General features: G+C 63.2%; 18 protein-coding genes and 1 pseudogene. 13 read left to right on the forward strand and 6 right to left on the reverse strand.

The features are described 5' to 3' along the window. The first annotated feature begins 218 nt into the window (after nt 1-218). Nucleotides 219-986, forward strand: a complete 768-nt coding sequence (locus V5E28_RS46980; protein WP_336216816.1) for a hypothetical protein — start codon at nt 219-221, stop codon at nt 984-986. Nucleotides 987-1,164: 178 nt separating this feature from the next. Here V5E28_RS46980 and V5E28_RS46985 read toward each other — a convergent pair whose 3' ends face one another. Next, entirely contained in the window at nt 1,165-1,536 is a 372-nt protein-coding gene (locus V5E28_RS46985) for a DUF5997 family protein (RefSeq protein ID WP_336216817.1), read from the reverse strand. Nucleotides 1,537-1,591: 55 nt separating this feature from the next. On the opposite strand from V5E28_RS46985, the gene V5E28_RS46990 reads away from it, so the two are divergent. Together V5E28_RS46990 and V5E28_RS46995 are read left to right on the forward strand one after the other, a co-directional pair. Next, nucleotides 1,592-2,320 (forward strand): LysR family substrate-binding domain-containing protein, encoded by a 729-nt coding sequence (locus V5E28_RS46990; protein ID WP_336216818.1) that lies wholly within the window; start codon nt 1,592-1,594, stop codon nt 2,318-2,320. Nucleotides 2,321-3,320: 1,000 nt separating this feature from the next. Beyond that, nucleotides 3,321-4,448, forward strand: coding sequence for an AlbA family DNA-binding domain-containing protein (locus tag V5E28_RS46995; protein WP_336216819.1), 1,128 nt, complete (start codon nt 3,321-3,323; stop codon nt 4,446-4,448). Nucleotides 4,449-4,947: 499 nt separating this feature from the next. Here V5E28_RS46995 and V5E28_RS47000 read toward each other — a convergent pair whose 3' ends face one another. Then, a complete protein-coding gene (locus tag V5E28_RS47000; RefSeq protein WP_336216820.1) occupies nt 4,948-5,784 on the reverse strand; it encodes a hypothetical protein in 837 nt (278 codons plus the stop codon). Between the two features lie 357 nt (nt 5,785-6,141). Here V5E28_RS47000 and V5E28_RS47005 point away from each other — a divergent pair, with 357 nt between their 5' ends. Together V5E28_RS47005 and V5E28_RS47010 are read left to right on the forward strand one after the other, a co-directional pair. Beyond that, on the forward strand, nt 6,142-6,414 hold the full coding sequence (locus V5E28_RS47005) for a hypothetical protein (RefSeq protein WP_336216821.1): 273 nt from the start codon (nt 6,142-6,144) through the stop codon (nt 6,412-6,414). Between the two features lie 271 nt (nt 6,415-6,685). Next, complete coding sequence (locus tag V5E28_RS47010; protein ID WP_336216822.1) at nt 6,686-7,402, forward strand: GntR family transcriptional regulator; 717 nt, start codon at nt 6,686-6,688, stop codon at nt 7,400-7,402. On the opposite strand, the gene V5E28_RS47015 is transcribed toward V5E28_RS47010, so the two are convergent. After that, on the reverse strand, nt 7,399-7,785 hold the full coding sequence (locus tag V5E28_RS47015) for a hypothetical protein (RefSeq protein ID WP_336216823.1): 387 nt from the start codon (nt 7,783-7,785) through the stop codon (nt 7,399-7,401). The two genes, V5E28_RS47010 and V5E28_RS47015, sit on opposite strands and share 4 nt — an antisense overlap. Before the next feature lie 162 nt (nt 7,786-7,947). On the opposite strand from V5E28_RS47015, the gene V5E28_RS47020 reads away from it, so the two are divergent. The 4 genes from V5E28_RS47020 (at nt 7,948) to V5E28_RS47035 (ending at nt 10,454) form a co-directional block, all read left to right on the forward strand. Further along, nucleotides 7,948-8,361 (forward strand): plasmid replication, integration and excision activator, encoded by a 414-nt coding sequence (locus V5E28_RS47020; protein WP_336216824.1) that lies wholly within the window; start codon nt 7,948-7,950, stop codon nt 8,359-8,361. Next, nucleotides 8,361-8,627, forward strand: coding sequence for a hypothetical protein (locus V5E28_RS47025; protein ID WP_336216825.1), 267 nt, complete (start codon nt 8,361-8,363; stop codon nt 8,625-8,627). Before V5E28_RS47020 ends, V5E28_RS47025 begins: the two co-directional genes overlap by 1 nt. Next, nucleotides 8,624-8,938: a hypothetical protein gene (locus tag V5E28_RS47030; RefSeq protein WP_336216826.1), complete on the forward strand. Its 315-nt coding sequence runs from the start codon at nt 8,624-8,626 to the stop codon at nt 8,936-8,938. The genes V5E28_RS47025 and V5E28_RS47030 overlap by 4 nt, the downstream gene beginning before the upstream one ends. An 88-nt stretch (nt 8,939-9,026) precedes the next feature. Then, nucleotides 9,027-10,454 (forward strand): FtsK/SpoIIIE domain-containing protein, encoded by a 1,428-nt coding sequence (locus tag V5E28_RS47035; RefSeq protein WP_336216827.1) that lies wholly within the window; start codon nt 9,027-9,029, stop codon nt 10,452-10,454. 11 nt (nt 10,455-10,465) lie between these two features. Here V5E28_RS47035 and V5E28_RS47040 read toward each other — a convergent pair whose 3' ends face one another. Next, entirely contained in the window at nt 10,466-10,963 is a 498-nt protein-coding gene (locus tag V5E28_RS47040; protein WP_336216828.1) for an Imm21 family immunity protein, read from the reverse strand. Nucleotides 10,964-11,043: 80 nt separating this feature from the next. Here V5E28_RS47040 and V5E28_RS47045 point away from each other — a divergent pair, with 80 nt between their 5' ends. From V5E28_RS47045 to V5E28_RS47060, 4 genes and pseudogenes are all read left to right on the forward strand, one after another. Further along, on the forward strand, nt 11,044-11,202 hold the full coding sequence (locus V5E28_RS47045; protein ID WP_336216829.1) for a hypothetical protein: 159 nt from the start codon (nt 11,044-11,046) through the stop codon (nt 11,200-11,202). Then, nucleotides 11,199-12,812, forward strand: a complete 1,614-nt coding sequence (locus tag V5E28_RS47050; RefSeq protein WP_336216830.1) for a replication initiator — start codon at nt 11,199-11,201, stop codon at nt 12,810-12,812. The genes V5E28_RS47045 and V5E28_RS47050 overlap by 4 nt, the downstream gene beginning before the upstream one ends. Next, nucleotides 12,812-13,972: a tyrosine-type recombinase/integrase gene (locus tag V5E28_RS47055; RefSeq protein WP_336216831.1), complete on the forward strand. Its 1,161-nt coding sequence runs from the start codon at nt 12,812-12,814 to the stop codon at nt 13,970-13,972. Before V5E28_RS47050 ends, V5E28_RS47055 begins: the two co-directional genes overlap by 1 nt. Before the next feature lie 467 nt (nt 13,973-14,439). Then, nucleotides 14,440-14,577: pseudogene (locus V5E28_RS47060) on the forward strand (IS701 family transposase); the annotation flags it as partial. Between the two features lie 855 nt (nt 14,578-15,432). On the opposite strand, the gene V5E28_RS47065 reads toward V5E28_RS47060, so the two are convergent. After that, nucleotides 15,433-16,407: a bacteriocin fulvocin C-related protein gene (locus tag V5E28_RS47065; protein WP_336216832.1), complete on the reverse strand. Its 975-nt coding sequence runs from the start codon at nt 16,405-16,407 to the stop codon at nt 15,433-15,435. Nucleotides 16,408-17,673: 1,266 nt separating this feature from the next. Next, nucleotides 17,674-20,222: hypothetical protein (locus V5E28_RS47070; RefSeq protein ID WP_336216833.1), on the reverse strand; the 2,549-nt coding region annotated here is incomplete at its 5' end.

Raw genomic sequence — 20,222 nt, forward strand, 5'->3', positions numbered from 1 at the left:
CCTCCGCTATGCGACCTGGCAGAAATCGGGATCGATCGTCGAGACGCGAGGGTGAGACACGCATCGCCCCCCGCTACACGCTGCCCTCCCGCACCGCGATCCCTACGGCAAGGGCCTTGTCGGTGGCCGCTGCGATCATGCTGCTCACATGGCCAAGGAAGGACTGACAGGTGCGGCAGGAACCAGGTGCTCCGGTAACCGATCGCGACACTCCGGCCGTGCGCGCTCGTGACCAGAAGGTCCAGGTCCGGCTGAGCGTGGCGACGGATCCCGCCACACCGCCGGAGATCCTCCAGGCCATGGCGGCAGACCCTTCCCGCACGGTCAGGCGCGCCCTGGCGGCTCGAACGAACGCACCGGGTCAGGTGCTGCGCGAACTCGCCCGGGACCCGGATCCGAGGACCCGCCAGATCCTTGCCGAGAATCCCGCCTGCCCGCCTGACGTTCTGGTTGCCCTGGTAGAAGATGCTCACTGGTCGGTCCGGTGGTCACTGCCGGACCGTCCGGCCGCCGATATCGAGGTCCACCGCGCCATCTGCCGGTCCACCGACGAGGTCCTGCGCCGATTGCTCGCCGAGAGGGGCGGGCTGGACGAGGAGACGAACACGAAACTCGTCGCGGACCCCTCTCCCCATGTTCGAGCGGGCCTGGCGGCGCACACCGATGCCCCGGACATCCTCGCCGTTCTGATAGCCGACGCCGACCCCAAGGTCCGCACCGGTGCGACCGAGAACCCGCTCACCACCACGACCCAGCATCGCCTGCTCGCACGAGACAGATCCGCCGCCGTCCGTGCAGCCGCGGTGAGGTCGGAACAACTCCCTTATGACGAGTTACAACGCCTTGCCCACGATCGCTCGGTCAACGTGCGATGGTGGCTGGCCACATGGCCCACGACACCGGACCCCGTCTTGCGCGTTCTCGCTGCAGACTCCCATCGCGACGTGGTGACCCAGGCTGAGGCGAGACTCAAGAAGAGCACGTAGCCGGTTCAAGCGCGCCGGACGATGCGGCCATCGGAGGAGGAGATGGCGTTGCTCGACCTCATCTGGATTTCGTGTCTCGCAACGGGAGACACGAAACCCAGTCCTGTCGCTATGCCGACTGCCGCCAGTAAGTGATCATCGAGTTGCGACGCCCCCTGGCATGCGCCATCTCGGCTGTCTAGCGTTGCTTGAGGCGGAGCGCTTCCTTGCGGGCCTCGGCCTGGATGGACCGCTCGCGCTCCAGCCACGCCGGATTCTCCGCCTTCAGCGCATCGATCTCCGTGGTAGTGATCGGTTCGGTGATCCCGCCTCTGGCCAGGCCGGAAATGGAGATGCCGAGCTTCGCGGCGACGACCTGCTTGGGGTGCGGGCCGTTGCGGCGCAGGTCAGCGAGCCAGGCGGGTGGCGACGACTGCAACTCGTTCAGCTCGTCCCTGGAGACGACACCCGCCTGGAACTCGGCGGGAGTAGCCGAGAGAAGCACACCCAGCTTCTTGGCCGCGGTCTCGGGCTTCATCGTCTGGATGGTCTTCGGTTTGGGCGAGGTCATGGCGTCGAGCGTAGCCAGTCGGAACGGGTTCCCCTGCCATCGGTACCCTGAGCGAGTGACTGATGGAGAGACCGGCAAGGTGTTCCGGCTGGCGTACGTGCCCGGGGTGACACCCGCGAAATGGGTCAACATCTGGACCGAGCGGATGCCCAGCGTGCCGGTCACCCTGATCGCGGTCCCCGCCGCCGAGGTGGTGGGACTCCTGCGGGACGGCGGCGCCGACGCCGGATTCGTCCGGCTCCCGGTCGACCGGGACGGGCTCAGCGTGATCCCTCTCTACGTGGAGACCACGGTGGCCGTGGCGCCCAAGGACCACGCGGTGGCCGCCACCGACGAGGTGGCCACCGCCGATCTGACCGACGACGAGGTGTTCCATCCTCTGGACGACACCATCGAGTGGGCGATCCGGCCCGGGCTGCCCGCGTTCACCCGCCCGGCCACAACGGCGGACGCGGTCGAGCTGGTAGCGGCCGGCAGTGGGCTTCTCCTGGTCCCGCAGTCGCTGGCACGCCTCTACGACCGCAGGGATCTCACCTACCGGCCGGTGCCGGACGCGCCGCAGTCTCAGGTCGCGCTGGCCTGGCCCACGGACGCGACCACTGACCTGGTGGAAGATTTCATCGGCATCGTCCGCGGCCGGACAGTGAACAGCTCACGGGGCCGTACCCCCGCCTCCCCTGCGGAGAAACCGGCACAGCGGCAGGCACAGAGACCCGCGCAGAAAGGCACCGACCGCCGTGCCGTGCCGACCGGCCGAAAAAGGAAGGGCAACCGACCCCGGTGACCCGAACCTCCGGCTCGGACCCCGCCACCGGCCAGGCAACGTTTGCGCAGGTGGGCGGTACTGGTTCCGAACCAGTGACCCCTCACTTGTAAGGAGCCAAGATCTCTCCGAACCAGCCCGTGACCTGTGGACCGACCATGCACGGCTCCCACCTATCGGTTCTGTTCGACCTGGCCTAATGGCACGCTTATGGCACGGTGATCATGCTCTCTGCCCCGTGTCCTCAGCCGTCTGGATCACCGCTTCGGGACTGATCCCGACGCCGGATGGCACGGGAATGGCACGGCGATCACGTATCCGCCCAGAGTGTCGGCAGCGCCTACCGTTTCATCGCCCTGTACCGCTTGAGGAGTGCTGTGATCTTGTCGTGGTCACGCGCGCCGTTCAGTTCGTCTAGCAGGTCGTCAGGGCAAAGCTCGTAGAGATTGCCCCACCAGCGACGCGTCTTGTTGTCCCAGATCCGGTAGCCGCCGGGAACGCCTCTGGCGACGTAGCGCCTCCTACCCATAGTTCGTTACCCTGCAGCCCGCCTGTTCAGATGGTCAAGCGTCGATGATCAGCCACCGCGCACAGTGAGCCAGGGTGAGGAACGAACCCTGGATCGTCGATCGCCCCCGAGCACGTACGGCGTCTAGCCATGCAATGGCGATCGTAGGGCTGCATCTGTGGCGGCGCGGCAACCCCGGTCGGCGCGTTCGGTTGGTACGGCGGGGCCGGCGTGCGGTGCCCGGCCCGGTGTCCCGCCGCCGTCCGGGACCGGCCCCCAGGCCGCACGCCCGGACGGCGGGCGGGCGGAGGGCCCGGGGGTACGGCGGCGCGCCACGCCGCCGCTTGATTCCTAAAAGAACAACTCGGCAAGTCGGCTGACAGGCTGAGATGAACTGCCACGTATCCGGATCCACAACGAGCGGATGCTTCGTATGAAATCTAGATGTACCTCCGGCCTCGGCCAGGCATAATCGGGGATGCACATTGACGACGAAGTCAACGGAGACATTCAATGGACCAAAATACTGAACTCTACGGAATTCGGCCCGCACTCGGCGACTATAACCACTTCAATCTCGAAGTAGATTTCGATACCACTAAAAGCATAAAACTGGAAGATCTAGCATCAGCCGTAGACTCATATTTATCGAACCTTGACCCAGCGCAACCAAAAGTCGAAACTATTTACGAAGATCTAATGCGTGCCGAGATATATATCAACGACGTCCCCGGACTATCCTGGGATGAGAACATCTATCTAGCTATATACCTCACAAAGACCGGTGAACTGCATTTTTCCACCGCAACCACCTCCATCTCGCCTGAAACCACCAGAGGACAACGTCATTACTTTGCGGCTATATTTGCCAAGTATGATTTCCAGCTTATTGGACTAGACGGCACCAAAGGTGAATCAGTGATATCTGATATCGACACGCCCGTAAAGGGGTGGGAGCTAAGTGCACGCATTCTAGATACGCACATCACAGTCCACGAACTCGCCGATCGCAGGAACTCCATTGCGCTAGCCTCTCTATTTCCCAAGAGTACACTTTCGAGTCCTTCTACCATCCTTCAAATGATCAGAATGGGAGGCGCGGAGAACCTAATCGGCGAGGTCGAGTCAGCGGTCCTTGAGGTTAAATCTTCACCCTACGAGATGAAGAAAGACAAGCAATGGCAATGCGAACTGGCAGAGGATGTGGCCAGGTTCGCCAACTCCGAGAACGGCGGACTACTCGTGATTGGAATTCAAACCAAGAAAGTCAAGGGGCAGGACAGACTGGAAAGAGTTGTCCCAATACCCCGAGACGAAAGCCGTTGCGCCAAATACCATCAAGTTCTAGATTCTCGCATCCACCCTCCCGTCAGAGACCTAGACATCTATAGCACCATTCACAACGCCGGAGAAATTCTCACAATATTGGTTCCACCTCAGCCCGAGACCGCAAAGCCGTATCTAGTGCAAGGAGCTTACTTGGATGGAAAATACGAAAAGGGAGTGATTTCTATAGTGCGGAGGAGGGATGAACATTCGATACCCATAACTGCAAGAGAGATCCATGCCATGCTAGCAGCAGGTAGAGCCCTACTGCAGAGAGGATCTATGCCACACTTTACTGACCGCACAGAACATTAGAAGCGGTTCTTTTTGCCCGATATTAGGTCGCCCGCCCTAACCACCTATTCAATCGAGCAAGTCTGGTCGGTGGCTGGTGAGGGCTCTGCGGGCGGTCACGAATCGCTCGTGGAACTGTTCGGCGAGGGCTTCTCGTCGGTAGCGCTGCCGTAGGACCGCGGTCAAGGTCTGCGGCGCGGTTGACGAGGTCGGTGAGGGATCGCCGGTCGAAGTCGAATGCGGCCATGCCTGCCTCGACGGCTGCGTCGAGGTCGCCCCGCCGGGCGTGGACGATGCCGAGGTCTATATATGCGTCAGCCACGCGCATAGGGGCGTTGGAGGTGCCATCTGGGCGGGTGTGCATCTGGATGGTTTCGCGGGCGTGTTCTTCGGCGCGGTCGTCGTCGGCAAGCCAGGTGTCAGGTGGCGGCGTAGAAGATCCATTTGGCGTGGTCGAACACGAAGTGGTGGTCCGGGTGGTCGGGCATGGGCAGGCTGCCGAGTACTTCGGCTCCGCGGGTCAGGGCGCGGTCGGCTTCGCCGCGGTCACCAATGCGGGCCAGGCCGCGAGCTTCCTGCAAGGTGAGTTGCACCATGGCGCTGCTGGTGCCGGCCACAGCCTGGCCATCCGGGCGGCGGTCACGACATCCTCGTAACGGCCTTCGACCAGGGCGAACCACGCGGACATCTCGTGCACCCAGCCCACCAGTTCCCCGTGCCCGACCTGGCGGCCCATCTCGAAAGCGGTCCGTCGCGCGGTCTCAGCCTCCTCCCGCTCCCCCAGGTCGTAGTGCACGCATCCGAGCAGGGCGGTCAGCCACCCGGTGATCACCAGCAATTCGCGGTGCTGGGCAAGGGTGAGCCGCCCGGCGAGTAGATGGTTGATCTGGGCAAGGCGCTTCTGCGTACGGTCGCGTAGCGTGCTTGCGGGTACGACCGGATAGGCGCGGCACAGCAGGTCGACGGCTTCGGCGAGCGCCTCCAGCGTTCCTGTTCCGACGTCGGATGCCTGGAGTTGCTGGGCGAGTTCCATGGTCCCGTAGAGCTCGGCCTCGGCGCGCAGGGCGTCCACCGGCATCACGTGGGCCTCGATGAGGCGGCTGCCCGTCTGCCTGTTCTGGGTGAACCCGAGTGCTTCCGGTTCCAGGCCGGTCAGTTGGGTGAGTGCCAGCCGGTAGGGGGTGCGGGGCCATCGGACCTCACCGGCCTCCCAGCGCCGGACCCGTTCCTCATCACATGCCAGTCGCTCGGCGACACCGATCGGGGTGGCGTTGATCTGCTCCGCCATCTGCCAGCGGGACAGACGCTGCTCGTTGCGCCAGGCGCGTAGCCGCACGTTCGGGATGTAGTCGGGCATCTGCGGGTCTTCCTCCCGGCTGGGGGCTCGAAAGGGGAGATGAGGGGTCCGTTCGGGGGTGCTGCTCTGACGCGGTTGCCGGTGGACTTGTCATCAATCAACCACGGTACGTCACGCGGCCTCCCGCCACAGGGAACGCCGGATGAACGAGGAGATGGCGACGGTGATCCGGCCTGATGAGAAGAGCGAGACATTGCCCTGCCCGGCTTGCCGGGGGCGCGGGATCAAGCTGTGTGATTCGCGCCGTGCGCTTCTCATCGGCGATCACGACAGAGATGAGATCTCAAGCAGGGAGCGGGAGTGTCTCGACTGCCTCGGAAGCGGCCGGGCCGAAAGGAACGGGAGATGAATTCGATCATGATTGCGGCAACGGCCATCTTCGTGCGCAACGAAGAAGAGAGCAACATGCTCATCGTGTTGCGTGACCGGCTCACGCCCCTCGGCGTGAACGCCGAGTTGCGGGACAACAACAGTGCCCTCATGGTGCATCGATCTGAGCGGGGGCTGCCGGTGTGGGTGTTCGTCGGGTACGGCGGGGCCTACTACTCCTGGCAGAACGCCGAAAAGCGCCACCCGACGAGCGATCCGGAGGGCGCGGCGAACGTCCTGGCCGAGTACGTCGCCAGGTGATGACGGGCGCGGCGAGGCAGGTGGCTCCCGGCCGGAGGGGACGGGCGCTCATCCACTCCTGCTTCGTCGTGCCTCCGCTCTCGGCAGGCAGGTTCGGCGGACTCTCCACGCCGCCACCCCACCCCCCGGGGTTCGTCCGTCGGCCTGCCTGCCGAGTTCGTACGGCTTTCGCTTGTTCCATCCGCGTGGACAGGCGGCGGCGCACCGGATACGCTCAAACTTAGTAAAACAACTTGTCGGGTGCTGGACGGTCATGATGTCACTAGAGTCCGTGCCACCGAAGTATGCGCAGCTTGTGCATACTCTTCAGCGGCGTATCGAGTCGGGGGACTACCCGCCGGGCACACTGTTGCCCAGCGAAGCCCAGCTCATCCATGAGTTCAGCGTCTCCCGCCCCACCGTGGTGGCCGCTCTGCGCGTGCTGCGTGAGCAAGGCTGGATCGAATCCCAGCAGGGCAAAGGGCGTTTCGTCCGTGGCCGGCCCGCGCGAACCTCGCACGAGCAGAACCGACCCGGACAGGCGTATCTGACCACGCCGGAGACCGAGTTTACGGGCGAGGCCCTCGAAGTAGGGACAGTGGCCGTACCGAATCGTGTCGGCGCGCTGCTGGGCCTGGAGCCCAAGAGCAAGGCATTCGTGCGTCGGCGGTTGATCACCCGCGACGGTGAACCGACCGACCTGGTAGCGCTGTGGGTTCCCCTGGAGCTGTCTGAAGGGACGGATCTCACCAGCGGTGAGCCGTTGCGACAGGGCTTCCGCGAGCATCTCCAGGCGCGCAAGGGCGTCCGCTTCGATCACATCGTCGAGCAGATCACCGCACGCATGCCCTCGGCCGACGAGGCCAAGCGACTGGCCATGCCCAAGAACATCCCGCTCCTGGCCGTCTTCGGCGCGGTCCGCGACGCTGCTGGCCAGCCTCTTGCCGTCATCGAGGTCTTGTTGCCCGCCGACCGGCATGAGCTAGAGGACGCCTACCCCGTCTCCTAGCAGCCGGGCACTTCCAGTGCCCTCTCCGGGGGTGCCGTGCAGATCGCGGGATCCTCCTTATAGACGTGATTGGTGCGCTCTCCGGACATGGTGGAGATGCCAAGGATCGCCAGGCCGAGCACGATGAGTCCGTAGACCCAGGTGCCCGCCCTATTGTGCAGCCGGATGGCGACCACAAGACCAACGGCGGGTGCGCCGCCCCCAAGCGCGATCGCCGCATAGACCAATGCCTGGGCAAGGTCGCCGTTTCTCGATGGGGCTCCCGCGAAGGCCAAGCCGTAGTAGAGGGCCGCCCACCCCAGGGACAGCGTGCCGAAGAACCAGATGATGCCAAGCAGGGCGAGTCCCGTGCCACCTCGCGAACGACTGCGTTCCGGCTCCATGAGTTGCAAGTATTCGTCCTGGATTGTCCGGGAAGCGGCTCGGCAACTTCACGATCTCGCAGCGAAATTCCTCTTAGGCACTTGACCTACCAAGTTTGAGCGGCCTAATCTCAGAGCATCACTTGATAGGTCAAGTGACAGTCATCCAAGAAAGGGGCCATTATGGCTCTGCAAGGCCCCATCCCCGTCACCTTCGCCATGGTCTTCCCGCACGGCTGCTACATCGTCGGCCAGGTCGAGCCCGTCAAGGACTTCGACGCCTCGACCAACGGCCGCTTCGTGCAGTCCCGCGACAAGCAGACCAGTGAGCTGGTCTGGCAGGTCGCGGTCCTGGACGGCGACCCGGCCCTCAAGCCTGCCCAGAAGACGGTGGCGGTCAAGATCCTCGCCCCGGTCCAGCCGGTGCCGCCGCAGCCGATGCCGGGACTTCCGTTCACGCCCGTCGAGTTCGACGGCATCTCGGTCACGCCGTACGTCAACGGCAACGGCCGCCTCGCCTACTCCATCAAGGTCCGCGAAATGCGGGCTCCCCACCAGACCACCGCCCCGGCCAAGGCCGGAAAGGACGCCGCCTGATGACCCGTCGCCGTACCCCGCGCACCAGCGTGATCCGGCTGACCACCGGCCACGCCGCCCGCACCCTCCACCACCCGTCCGTCCGCCGTGAGCCCGTCCTGGCGCTCGACTTCGGCGCCACCTCTGTCCTGGTCACCACCGGTGGCCCCGTGACGGTGGAGGACCTGGAGTTCGCCCGCCAGCTCGCCCGCGAGGCCCACCGCTTCGCCCGCTCCCTGGAGCGCAGCTTCTACGGCCTGCCCGACGGACGCGGGATGGCGGCGTGAGCGAGCACCGGCCCTACACCTACGTCACCTTGTCCCTGCGACCCGACGCCGACCCGCACGTCGGAGTCTCCTTCCACACCCCTCGCCTGAAGGTCAGCGCCGGGCTGCTGGTCAGCACTCCGCGCCCGTACCTGGAGTTCAGCTCCCATGAGGCCGACGTGCACATCTCCACCACCGGAGCCGGGCCGGTCACCGACGCCGACCTGAACATCGCCCACGAGCTCTTCAACGCCGCCGCTCGCTACCTGGCCGACTGCGAGTGCCTGCACGCCGAACAGCCGGCCAAGGACGCCACCGACACGGCGGCCTGACACCTGAGGCGGGGCCGCTGGAAGCGGCAACTTCCGGCGGCCCCTCGGTTCTCCCACGACTCGCTCCATCACGAGAGGTTCCCAGCTTATGTTCAAGCGGCTGCCTGGCGACGAGGCGCGCAACCTCGTCTCCACCACGCCCGACACGGCCGTCGTCTTCCGCCCGGCCGTCGTCAAGACTCCCGCCGCCCTCACCATCGTCATCCTGGCCTGGCGCATGCTCACCGGGCTCGTCCGAACGATCTGGCGGCATCCGGTCGCGGTCGCCGTACCGGTTGCCCTCGGCGGCCTGTGGGCCTGGCATGGATGGCCCCTCGCGACATCCACACTCGGCCTCGTCGTCCTGGCCCTGGCCTCCTGGGCCTTCCTCGCTCGCGACTCCTTCCGCCGTCTCGTCGGCTGGCCGCTGCTGGCCTGGTGGCGGCTGATGTGGGTCTACCGCCGACACTGGCAAGCCGTCATGGACGTCTCCGGCCTGGCCAAGCGTGTCAGCGGGCGCGTCTACATGCCTCGGCTGATGCGCGTCACCTGCGATGGCTGGGCCGACCGGATAAGCGTCCGCATGCTCGACGGCCAAGCGGTCAAGGACTGGTCCGACCGCATCGACAACCTCGCTCAGGGCTTCGGCGCCACCTCCTGCCGGATCGCGCTCGTCAAGGGGGGCCGGCTACTGCTGACCTTCCCGCGTAGCGACCCCCTCGCCGCACCCATGCCAGCACTTCCCATCCCAGACGAACCAACGGTCGGGCCGGTCGAGATCGGCAAGCAAGAGGACGGCAAGCCGCTACGGCTCAAGGTCCACGGCACCCACATCCTCATCGCAGGCGCGACCGGAGCAGGCAAAGGCTCATTCCTCTGGGACACGATCCGCGGCTTGCTCCCCGCCATGCGGGCGGGCCTGGTCCAGATATGGGCGCTCGATCCCAAGCTGATGGAGCTGTCCTACGGGCGGGAGCTGTTCCAAAGCCGCTACGCCGCTCATCCTTCCGACTGCGCCGACCTGCTCGACGAGGCCGTCAGCGTCATGCAGAAGCGCGCGACCCGCTTCGCCGGTATCCAGCGTTCCCACGTCCCGACGATCGAGGACCCGTTCGTCCTGGTGCTCGTCGACGAAGTGGCGTTCCTGACCGCCTACCAACCCGACAAGCAGCTACGGCACCGCATCTCCGCCGCCCTGGCCACCCTCGCCACCCAAGGCCGCTCGGTCGGCGTCGGCGTCATGGCCGCACTCCAAGACCCACGCAAAGAGGTCATGAACATCCGCAACCTCTTCCCCGACAAGATCGCCCTCCGCCTCGACGAGTCCGAACAGGCCGACATGGTGCTTGGTGACGGCGCACGCGACCGGGGAGCACTCGCCGACCGCATCTCACCCATCCCCGAACTCGGCGCAGGTGTCGCCTACATGCGCCTGGAAACCTCACCCGATCCCATCCGGGTCCGCGCCGCCTACGTCTCCGACACCGACATTCGCGACATGGTCACCCTCTTCACGGAGCATCAGGAGGCTGCATGACCAGGATCGCTCTAGGCAACCGCCACGAGGTGGTAGCAGCGAAAGCACGTGCGTTCGTCCGGTCTGATCTCACCAGAATCCACCCGATACAGACCTGGCTCGATCTCCACGCTGATCGCTTCCGCGCCCATGGCGCCCCGCACCTGATTGATCTGAGTCTCCGCTCCAGGTGCCGCAGCGTCGAGAAGCACCATCGGCCCACCAACGTCCATGATCGGCCCCTGCTCCCAAGTAACATCGCGCAGCTCCGACACCGCCTGCTCCACGTCGCAACCGGGATCGGCATAGACCCACTGCACAAAGATTCTCAGCCGCTTGAAGTACGTGGTCCGCGCAGGCTCATCCCAGAGAACCAAGGCCCGCTCACCTGCACCGAACCGGATTACTCCAAGATCGTCAACCGCGCATGCCGAGTTGTAGTCGTCACCGTTCGCACCGGTCCACTCGTTCAACGCCTGCTCAGCCACGAGTGCCAACGGCCCGCCAGAGGACTCTACCCAGATCTGCACAACCCGCCCCTCTCGCGCGTGACTGTGGTGATGAGATCACACACCGCCGCCGCCCTCAAGCCGACGCGGGGAGGCCACCGATGACCAGACTCGCCCACTTCCTCGACGGCCTTCGCTGCGCTGCCTGCCTCACCCTGAACGTTCTCTGGCTCGACCCGGTCCGCGCCATGGTCGAGTGCCGCGCGTGCGGCCAGACCGCGCTCATTGCCTGCGACATCGACGAAGGGAGGACCACATGACCCATGTGCATGACCGCGCTCTTCCCCGGGCCATCCGTCAGGCCATGCCGATGGCCCGCGAAGTTCTGGAAGAAGTCGCCAAGCAGCACGGCGTCTGCATCCGGCCCATCCCGCTCAAGCGACTCGACATCCTCACCGGCAAGTCAGAGATCATCGACGTGCCGTGCGGCGCCACCCTGGACAGCAAGTGCCCGCCGTGCGCCAGACGCAACCGTCAGCTCCGCATGGCCCAGTGCCGCGAGGGCTGGCACCTCGACGCCGAACCCACCATCACGCCCGACGAGGCCAACCAGGAACAGCGCTCGCTGGTGGAGCTCCGCGCCGACGTCCAAGCCCAGCACGACGCCACAGAAAAGGCCGGCGACGACACCACCGACCTGGACGCGCTCATCACCGGCCTCGACGAGGAGATCAACGCCGCTGGGATGCGCGGCAACGTCCTGGGCCGGACCACCGTCAAGCGCTCCCGCTCCACCAAGCGGCGACAGGACGCACCCGACCTGCCCAAGCGCAAGATGGCCCACACCACTCTCGGACGCACCTTCCACGGCGCGGACGGCAAGACATATCGACCGTCCCTGTTCGTCACGCTCACCCTGCCCGGCTACGGCAAGATTCGCGACGGCGCACCGGTCGATCCGTCCGCCTACGACTACCGGCGTGCCTCTCGGGACGCGCTGCACTTCTCCAAGCTCGTTGATCGCTTCGTGCAGAACCTGCGCCGCGTCGCAGGCTACGACGTGCAGTACTTCGCCTCCGTGGAGCCTCAGAAACGCCTCGCACCCCACCTGCACATGGCCATCCGTGGAACGCTCCCACGCGCGGAGATCAAGCAGATAGCCGCCGCCACCTATCACCAGGTCTGGTGGCCACAGGCCGACGAAGTCATCTTCGACGGCGATCACCTGCCTGCCTGGCAGGACGGCACCGGCTACCTCGACCAGGCAACCGGCGAAGTCCTGCCCACCTGGGACGAAGCCCTCGACACCCTCGACGAGGACGCCGACCCCCTCCATGTCATCCGCTTCGGCGAACAAGTCGATGTCCAAGGCGTCCTCGCCGGAACGCCCGACGCCGACCAGTGCATCCGCTACCTGTCCAAGTACCTCACCAAGTCCCTCGGCGATGCCCTCGACAGCGGCCAGGCCCAGCGCGAGCACGCCGCTCGCATGCTGGATGCCCTGCGCTACGAGCCCTGCTCACCCACCTGCCCGAACTGGCTGCGCTACGGCGTCCAGCCCAAGGGCGCCAAACCCGGCATGATCCCCGGCCACTGCCGTGGCAAGGCCCACAAGCCCGAACACCTCGGCTACGCCGGACGCCGCGTCCTGGTCTCCCGCAAGTGGAGCAACAAGACCCTCGCCGAACACAAGCAGGATCGCCGCACCTGGGTCCTGCAAGCCCTCGGCCAGACCGACGAGCCCACCGACCCACACCGGTACGTCTGGCGACCGGTCCCAGCCGGAGACGCCAACGTGCCACCGCTCGCCGTCCGGCTCCTCCGCTCCGTCCATGAACGCCAACGCTGGCGAGCCCACCTCCGCCAGCTGGAGGCCAGAGCATCCGGACAAGATCTTTCGGCAACCGAGGACGAAAGGCGGGCGGCCTGATGGCGAACAAGCCAGGCAAGCGGCGCTTCGGCAGCATCCGCCAACTCCCGTCCGGCCGATTCCAGATCCGCTACCCCGGCCCTGACGGCAAGCTCCGCATGGGTGAGACCACCTACGCCCGCGAGCGCGACGCCGAAAAGGCGCTCTCGCTGACCGAGGCCAAGCTGATCACCGGCGATTGGACCGATCCACAGCGTGCCAAGGTCAAGCTCGGCGACTACGCGGACAAGTGGATCACCGAGCGGACGAACCTCCGGCCTCGTACCGTCGAGATCTACAGGGGACTGCTCAAGCGCTACATCAGCCCCCACCTGGGCGGCGTGCCCGTCGGCAAGCTGGACACGGCTGCGATCCGCGAGTGGCGCGTCCTGCTTCTCGGCAACGGTGTCGGCCAGTCCGAGGTCGCCAAGGCGTACCGCTTCCTGCGGGCCGTGCTCATGACGGCGGCGGACGACCAGATCATCCCCCGCAACCCATGCCGTATCAGGGGTGCCGGCGAGGAGAAGCCGGAGGAGCGGCCGGTCCTCACCATGGCGAAGGTGTTCGAACTGGCCGACCTGATGCCCGTACGCCTGCGCGCCCTGGTCCTCCTCGCCACCTTCGCCAGCCTGCGTTGGGGCGAAGTTGCGGCCCTGCGGCGGATGGACCTGAACCTCGCCGCCCGGACTGTCAGCGTTCGGCAACAGCATGTCGAACTCGACACCGGCGAACTCCTCGTCGGCCCGCCCAAGTCCCGCGCGGGTGTCCGTACGGTCGCCATCCCAGAAGCGATCATCCCGGCGCTCCGCGATCACCTCGACCAGTTCACCGACCCAGAAGCCGACGCGCTGATCTTCACCGGCTCACGAGGCGGCACCCTTCGCCGCAGCAACTTCCGGCGCGCGGCCAAGTGGGACGTGAGCACCAAGAAGATCGGCTTTCCGGGCCTCCACTTTCACGATCTTCGACACACCGGCAACACGATCGCCGCCAGCTCCGGCGCGAGCCTCAAAGACCTGATGCAGCGGATGGGACACGACTCCGTCCGCGCCGCACTGATCTACCAGCACAGCACCGCAGAGGCCGACCGCAAGATCGCCGATGCCATGAACGACAAGATCAACCAGAGCAACCCAGACGACGAAGATGGATCTTCAGACGTGCCCGCCCGCCTGAGCTAATGGCACGTTAATGGCACGAAGCCCCGTTTCCTTGATCGGAGACGGGGCTGTTTTCGCAGGTGGGCGGTACTGGTTTCGAACCAGTGACCCCTCGCTTGTAAGTCAACTCGGACAGTAGCGAAACTGCGGCCATTCATGCTCTGACCTGCGATTTCCGTCCGAGCGTGTCCTGGCAGATCCACGGGTGGCCGGGGCGATTGTCACCCAGATGGTCACCCAAAACTGTGGCCACGACTGCGCATCGTCGCCACCGCCCGCGCTCCAGGTTCGGTGGGCTCTCTGTCCTCGATCCTGAGTACCGGCCCACCCGCTACTCCAGTGACACTTCGTGATCCTGAGGGGCCGAGGTCACATGGCGACGGCCACAGCGTAATCATTCGGAGTTTGTCAAGACAACCAAAGATCGTGCGGTGGCCGCGAGCCACAGCGTAGACCCTGACGGCTGGATGGTCCTCTTCAACGAGCTGATGGCCCGGATCGCCGGCCGGTTCGGCCGCGTCGAACCACGCTGTCGCCGCACCGCCGCCTATGTGCGCGGGTTGCTGGCCGATATCTACCGCAAGAACTGCTGGAACCTGGCCGAACACGCCGGGCTGATCGCCCCTCCAAGGCCATCTGGCCAACCCCACCTCGCCGCCATCATCAAGCACCATCTCAAACGCCTGCAATACCGGCCTGACCTGCTCGCCGCCATCATTGCCCGACCGAACTGATCCTCGAACCGAACCGCCGCAGGCGAGAATTCAGCCTTTCAACGTCTGTACAACGCCACAACCATCGGGACCCTACGAGTTCAGCTGGATCACTGCTGTCGTATTAGGCTTGCGTACGTGCGTCTTCTGTATCAGAAGACGCACGCATCCCCCTCGCGTGAGCGAGTCCGATAATAGCGATCAGCACTAGCAGTATGGCCTCGCCGAGGGTGTGAAGGACATATCGAGCCGGATTATTGTCTACGATTTGCCAGGCATGGATGGCAGAGTAGATGAGCTGGAGACCTCCGACGACAATCAACCAGCGGAGTTTGGACATAGCCGCCACGGTGAAGTACGCCGCCCAGGCCGGCCAGATCCAGCCTGCCGGCGACCAGGATATGAGGTGGAACGCGAATATAGCGGCCACCGACAGTAGGAGGACTACAATCGGCCAACGTCGCCTTACGAATAGTAATGCACCGAGGAAGAGGGCGAGCGTGATCACGTTCGGCCAAGGCGATCGGACGCCTGTAGCAAGAGCTACAGCAACGAAGATGACAACGCTGAGGCACGCCAACCCTAGATCGTCAAGCGCGCCGATGTAACGCGCGAGGAGCGAGGGACGCGCGGCTGGCGTGATGGACACATGCTCTCCAAAGATGTGGGGCGGTTACGGCCGGAATACGCTGTGAACGTGTCACAGACATCATGCTTGGGGAACGTGGCTGGGCGTCAGCGCCGCGGAGCGCCCAGCCACGTTACCGTTCAGAAGCAGAGCCACCCTGCGGTGGTGGGCTCGCAGCACAATCCGTTGCACGGTTTATTCCATACCCATCCGCACCCGCTCGTCCTGCTGCAGCTAACGATATTAGATCTGCAGTCCTGAGGGCCACAGAAGTCCTCATCTACGTTGCAGGAGCAGGTCGCGGCCACCGTCACTGGGGCGGCATCGGGCGGCCCGAGCTGTGCCAGGAGGTTCCCCGCCTCCTGCTTCCCGAAAACGGCGATGGCCTCCTCCCCGAGGCTCTTTATCTTCTGAGCGAAGTCCACGGTGGACGAGTCCGCAAGGGCGCCCTTGTCTGCCAGGAGATGCTCAGCCACCGTGAGAATTCGGTCCTGCTCGGGAGTCAGGTTTGCGTGCGTGGAGCGGTACTGGCTGAGCTGCGCCAGCCAGAGCTGACGTCGAGTGGAGGGGGTCAAGGCCTGATAGATCGCTCGGCGATGGGTCATGTCATGTGTGATAAATTCGTTGTATCTTTGGGGAAGGTTGTTGATGTTCGCCTGTACCCACTTCTCAGCTGCATTCGGACCCGGATCGGCCATCGCTGGGGTAGCCCTCGCGCCGAGGACAGCTACCGCGACTCCCAGTCCAGCGAGCCCGAGGAAGCGGCGCCTTCCCGGGGAATCATTCTCAGGAATGCCATTTTGATGCTTCATCACACCTAGCGCCGAGAGGAACCGTCGAGTTCCTCCAAGGCCGAGTAGCAGTGGGAGCCGAATCCCCATCGCTATACCCGTCCAGGCCCATACCTTGTCATCTCGAATGCGAAGAAGAGTCGGCGCGTGCGGCGCAGGCCCCTTGAACGCGCGCTCACGCAGTTCGACGACATCGCAGCGGCTAAGAGGCACGATCTCCAGATTGTTGCTTCCGGACTTCTTAACCTCGCTGGCGATCTGCCTGCACTTGCCGCAGGAAGCATCGAAGGCCAGCATCCACCGCGAAATGTTTTGCTGTTCCATGAAGGACCCTACTCCTAATAGCTAGTTGACATCCTCGGACGCGCTATATTCGCCAGCGAGTGAAGCTAATGTCAATAACCGAATTTGCAAGCGGATGATCACAGATTGCGAGACCTCGGCGTTTCCGAAGCTGGCGTCTGACTAGGGAACGGCTGTGGCACACCTAAACATCAAGGTGAAGGTCCTATGAAAAATCTTTCTGGAGAGCGGAAGATCGGTCGTGCCCGCGGAAATCATAAGTCTGTCCTGCCAGATGATAGGCCATGCGGGCCGGCTTACCAGACATCGAAAGGGGTGGCAACAGGGTGATTTATGTGGCAGCAAAAACTACGTCCAGGTCACATTGTCAACTCCCATTGCTCACCGTGGAAGATCCCTCTTCGTCGAGCCTCCTACTGCTACAAAGGCCGGGGACATTATCGAACATGTGCTCGCATAGACCCCCGCACATTCCTCTGAAATGGCTCGCGCCGTCACTACCGAACGGAATCTGGCCATGCGCTGACCTCGAACTGGGGGAGGGTGACAACCCGCGTAAGGAGCTGCACAAGGTCAGTCTTCCGCCCGATCTTCGGCTACTTCTTCAAGACTCCGTTCGACCCGGCCGACGCGCATTTCGGCGACCTGGATCCGGCCGTGCGACAGTTCTGCACCGGCCTGCTTCGTGGCTACAGCACACGCAGCGGCCAAATCCTCCGTAGTGCGGTCACGACATGCCTATGCTCCACAGCTGTCGTAACGATAAATAATGCTATGCACGGTACTAAAGTGAAGTAGCCGTCGATCAGCGATCGCGGATCTTCCACATCGCACCAGGGCAAACACCAGGGCCATATTCATAGGTCTTGTTCGTTTTACTCGAAGCTAAGAGAACGATTTGTTGGTCGGGATTTGTGCAGTACGAGGGGTGAACCCCTACCGACGTGGCCGCACCTGGCGTAAGAGTCGCGAGAGGGACTGAATTGTTTTTCCAGCGTATCACCAGCGTCTCCCCGGTCTCGTTGACCACGTGAAACAATTCCTTGTCCCCCGGAGTAGAGCAGCTTACAAGTGCTACCAGGGCAGCACCTGTAGCCAGTGCATGGAACCACCGTAGTGGAATGATTCTCATGATCGACCTCCGACGGCTCCCGTGATGTTACCTGGCAGGAGCCGCCGAGAAGCCCCTGGATCGAGGACCTGCAGCGCTGAATGCCAGAAGCCCTGGGGCCGGCACACGCGTCGCCGGTATGAAACGTCCTTTTGCTTGCTGAGGAATACCAGCTCTTAGGACGGCATTCTTAGGCGGAAGTTGGGCGAGCGGGTTTTCTCCTGCATGTTCCAGATGTTCACCGGCTCCAGGTACCACTCGTATTCATCGTTGCGGTCTCCCGGATAGTCATCCAGCGGCGCGATGACTCTTGGAGGCCCGAACGTCCAGCCCCAGGGCCAGTGTCTACGCGCATTCTCGGTCACATTGCGCTCGAACACATTGTAGCCAACGTCCAGCCCAACGTGATCCCAGTTGAGCTCGACCCAGCCCCACGCTGGGATCGTTATCTGCCCCGTCAACGTTTTAGGAGCCGCTATATAAGGGCAACCAACATGGTTGTTGGCCTTATCGGCGGCGCTCTGATAACTCAGCGAGTTGTAGTAACCCCGATCCTCCAGCAGGCCGTTCTGCGCGCTGAGGGCTCGATTCGTGTGCTGCTGAGTTGTAGGGATCCCGTCCTTTGCGAACTTCGAAGGGAAGGGAGAGTATTTCAGGCCGCGCATTTCCCTGCGGTCGCCGCTCAGGGAAGAAATTGCTGGCAGGGACCCTGTTGTCGTGGAAGGAGCTACGGTGGTGGTAGCAGCGCTCGGGTCGAATGCTGTTTTTGCCAGATTGACAAACCTGGCCCGATAGATTGAGGGTTCGTAGTCATTCTCAGCACGGCACCCCAGGGTGACACCAGTAGAGTTCACATTGTATGAGATCACTACTGTGCCAAGCTTTGCTATTAGATCTTGGTGTAGATGCAGATCGTATACGATCTTAAAATCAGGCGCCGTTTGGATGCTGTCGGGGAGGGTGTACAATTTCACGCGCGCCGCAGTGAAGCCGTAGCGTGTTGTGGATGGATACGCCACTACCTGGTGGGTCTTCGGATCCAGGGATACGATCCAATGCCGACCGTTGAGCGTGATCACGCTGTACATGGCATCCGTGTGGCCCGTGGCGAGCGGAACGGCTTTGGCCTGGCCAGAGGCCCCGCCGTCCGCAGACCAGTTTCCTCCTCCGACGTAGAAACGCCAGGAATTGAAGTTCGTCAGGTTACCCTGAGCGACTCGCGCCAAAAATGGCTTCTTGTTGAAGCTGGCATCCACCACTCCCCACCCATAAATGTATGTATGGCCATCGGAATCATCAACGACGGCGTCGCCCCAGACCAGTGGATTATCTGTTCCGTAATAGCTGTACGGTGGGAGGTCCTGGGGCACGATATTGATTGCACTTGACGATTCGAGCTGATTGATAGGTATGACGGCCATACTCGTGTTCTTGAAGGTGTAACCAGCACCTTTCAGATAGAACCATACGACGTTATTGCCAACTACTTTGCCGGTGCCGCTCCAATAATACTCGTTTCCTGTGTCGGGGCCACTGGTATTGCTCCGGACCGGCGTCCATGCATACCGGTCCGCGATAGGGATGGACGTATCACGCTCTTTACACGTATTGCCGCCGGTGATAGTCCGCAACGATGCGCTAGCGGGGTCCTCGCCGTCCTGAACGACAATAGAGTTATGAACCATGCTGCGATCGAAAGTGGGTCGGAAATTACTGGCACCGAGATAGGTGTCGGAGAAGAACCATGCGCGATTACCGCTCGGAAGTTTGACCGACTGAGTGCCGTCGCCGCCGCCCCAGTCATCGCACATGGTCTCATATCCCGTGCGATTCGCATGGCGCGCCCACATTGCATTCAGCGCTGTGTTCGATTCCGCATTGACGACCATCTGGGCGCGCCAGACGATCATTTGGCCGTTTGCTCCGTAGAGATTGCCATCCGGCAATACGTCAGAGCGTGTCGCGATCAATGTGGCTGTCTGGCCGGCCTTGATCGGAACGGACAATTCATATTCAGTTCCATTTGCATCCCCGACCTCGCCCGGCTTACCGCTCACGTCTGCCCTGGCCCAACGCTGGGGAGTGCGAGATGTTAGATTGTCCCATGTGACGAGGAAATAGTGGAGCTTTGCCGTCGGCAGAAGCTGGGGGGCTCGCACGCGAATTGTCAGTTGCCCGAGCCCAGTGGTCGGGGGAGAGAACTCGGTGTAAGTGGAACCACCGGGATAAAGCGTGTGGTGGTCGGTTTTTTCTGCTCCGCCCCACGTGAGTGTCTGGGACGATGAGATCGACGGTCTCTCACCCGGCAATTGACCGCGCCAGACGGACGAGGCTGAGCTGTCCATGTATCCGTCTGATGCTCCTAGGAATCCGGTCAGGCCAGATGTCGGCGCTGCGAGGCGATAATTCGCTACGGCATAGCCCTGTAGCTCTGTGGTCAAATTACGCCCGTATGTGGTCAACACTTGGGCGATCGCCTCGATGGGCAACTTGCCGCTCATCGCCTGCCAGGTCTGGCGAACGAAGTTGAAGCTGGTTCTATCAGCCAGATAGCTGGCCAGTACGAAGGCCCCGTACTGAGGCTTGGGCGAAGTGCTCCACGGTGACAGGGAGCGATTGAGGGGGAGTTCCGGCGCGGCGAGATAATTGGCCAGACCCCACGAATACGCTGTGGGCTCGGGTCCTGTTGGACTGATCGCGTTATACAGTTCGTGAGTCGCCCATT

The organism is Nonomuraea sp. LPB2021202275-12-8, from assembly GCF_037044575.1.
GTDB lineage: Bacteria > Actinomycetota > Actinomycetes > Streptosporangiales > Streptosporangiaceae > Nonomuraea.

What these genes read in the sequence shown, in the direction of transcription:
- V5E28_RS47000 (WP_336216820.1), bottom strand. Translation starts at nt 5,784, where the DNA reads ATGCCCGACTACATCCCGAACGTGCGGCTACGCGCCTGGCGCAACGAG.
- V5E28_RS46995 (WP_336216819.1), top strand. Translation starts at nt 3,321, where the DNA reads ATGGACCAAAATACTGAACTCTACGGAATTCGGCCCGCACTCGGCGAC.
- V5E28_RS47065 (WP_336216832.1), bottom strand. Translation starts at nt 16,407, where the DNA reads ATGGAACAGCAAAACATTTCGCGGTGGATGCTGGCCTTCGATGCTTCC.
- V5E28_RS47050 (WP_336216830.1), top strand. Translation starts at nt 11,199, where the DNA reads ATGACCCATGTGCATGACCGCGCTCTTCCCCGGGCCATCCGTCAGGCC.
- V5E28_RS47035 (WP_336216827.1), top strand. Translation starts at nt 9,027, where the DNA reads ATGTTCAAGCGGCTGCCTGGCGACGAGGCGCGCAACCTCGTCTCCACC.
- V5E28_RS46985 (WP_336216817.1), bottom strand. Translation starts at nt 1,536, where the DNA reads ATGACCTCGCCCAAACCGAAGACCATCCAGACGATGAAGCCCGAGACC.
- V5E28_RS47025 (WP_336216825.1), top strand. Translation starts at nt 8,361, where the DNA reads ATGACCCGTCGCCGTACCCCGCGCACCAGCGTGATCCGGCTGACCACC.
- V5E28_RS47020 (WP_336216824.1), top strand. Translation starts at nt 7,948, where the DNA reads ATGGCTCTGCAAGGCCCCATCCCCGTCACCTTCGCCATGGTCTTCCCG.
- V5E28_RS47015 (WP_336216823.1), bottom strand. Translation starts at nt 7,785, where the DNA reads ATGGAGCCGGAACGCAGTCGTTCGCGAGGTGGCACGGGACTCGCCCTG.
- V5E28_RS47045 (WP_336216829.1), top strand. Translation starts at nt 11,044, where the DNA reads ATGACCAGACTCGCCCACTTCCTCGACGGCCTTCGCTGCGCTGCCTGC.
- V5E28_RS47005 (WP_336216821.1), top strand. Translation starts at nt 6,142, where the DNA reads ATGATTGCGGCAACGGCCATCTTCGTGCGCAACGAAGAAGAGAGCAAC.
- V5E28_RS47055 (WP_336216831.1), top strand. Translation starts at nt 12,812, where the DNA reads ATGGCGAACAAGCCAGGCAAGCGGCGCTTCGGCAGCATCCGCCAACTC.